This window comes from Kitasatospora sp. NPDC059571 (assembly GCF_042735675.1).
Classification (GTDB): domain Bacteria; phylum Actinomycetota; class Actinomycetes; order Streptomycetales; family Streptomycetaceae; genus Kitasatospora.
Genome location: NZ_JBHWBW010000869.1, coordinates 1 through 1,015, shown reverse-complemented (window position 1 = coordinate 1,015; position 1,015 = coordinate 1). Strand labels below are relative to the sequence as shown.

General features: G+C 81.0%; 1 protein-coding gene. It reads right to left on the bottom strand.

The window, feature by feature from the left end; all coding sequences use genetic code 11:
- Positions 1–870, bottom strand: an 870-nt coding sequence (locus tag ACFV0G_RS39640; protein ID WP_380558872.1) for a helix-turn-helix domain-containing protein, incomplete at its 3' end; no start/stop codon positions are given.
- Positions 871–1,015 lie beyond the last annotated feature (145 nt).

Here is a 1,015-nt window from a genome sequence, read left to right as displayed (position 1 = left end):
CCGCGCGCGCGCCCCGCGGGGGCGGGGCGCCCGCGCGCCCGCGCGGGGGGGGGGGCACAGGCCGCCAAGCCCCCCCGCCCCCGCCCCCGCGGGGGGGGACACCCCCCCGCCCCCCCCCGACGGGTCGTCGACCGGGTGGAACGAGGACAGCGTCAGCCGGACGGGCCCGACCCCGGCCGGCTCGACGGTGACGGTCCGGGCGGTCAGCTCCGCCACCGAGTGGCATCCCCACCAGTGGCGGAGCTCCGGCGCGTCCGCGTCCAGGTGGCGGTAGACCTCCCCGGTGCGCGGGTCGGCGACGGCCGGCCCGGCCTGCGCGCGGAAGTGCTGGAAGACGTTCATCGCGAGCGGCTCCCAGTCGTGCAGCACGGCCCGCAGCCGCCGGTCGGCGGCCATCAGCCACATCAGGTTGCGCCGGTCGGCGGGGACGGCCTCGGGGGCGCCCCAGAGTGCGGACCAGGCGGCGTTCCAGCCGAGCAGGTCGAAGTGCCGGTCGACCAGCACCGCCGGGCTGGCGGGCCAGGAGTCCAGCACCGGCTGCACGGCGGCGGCGAGCCGGCCCGGTCCGCCGTCGGAGCCGGCCGGCTCGTGGTACCCGGCCAGCCGCATCGCGTGCCGCAGCCCGGCGGCGTCCAGCCGCAGCGCGCGGGCGACCGCCTCCAGCACCTGCCGGGAGGCGGTGACCCGGCCCTGCTCCAGCCAGGTGTACCAGGCCAGGCCGACCCCGGAGAGCGAGGCGACCTCCTCGCGGCGCAGCCCGGGGGTGCGGCGCCGGGCGGTGGCGGTCAGCCCGACGTCGGCGGGCTTGAGCAGTTCGCGGTGGGCGCGCAGGAAGGCGCCGAGTTCCTGTCCGGCGGCGGGTGTCGACACGTGGGTGCTCCTCGGCGGGGGCGGTCGGCGCGGCGCCGGCCGCGCGGGGACGGTTCCAGGGTTTGGGGGTGGGGGGGGGGGCGCCGGCCGCGCGCGCGGGGCGGGCCGGGGGGCGCGCGCCGCGCGGATCACACACCAGCCCCGG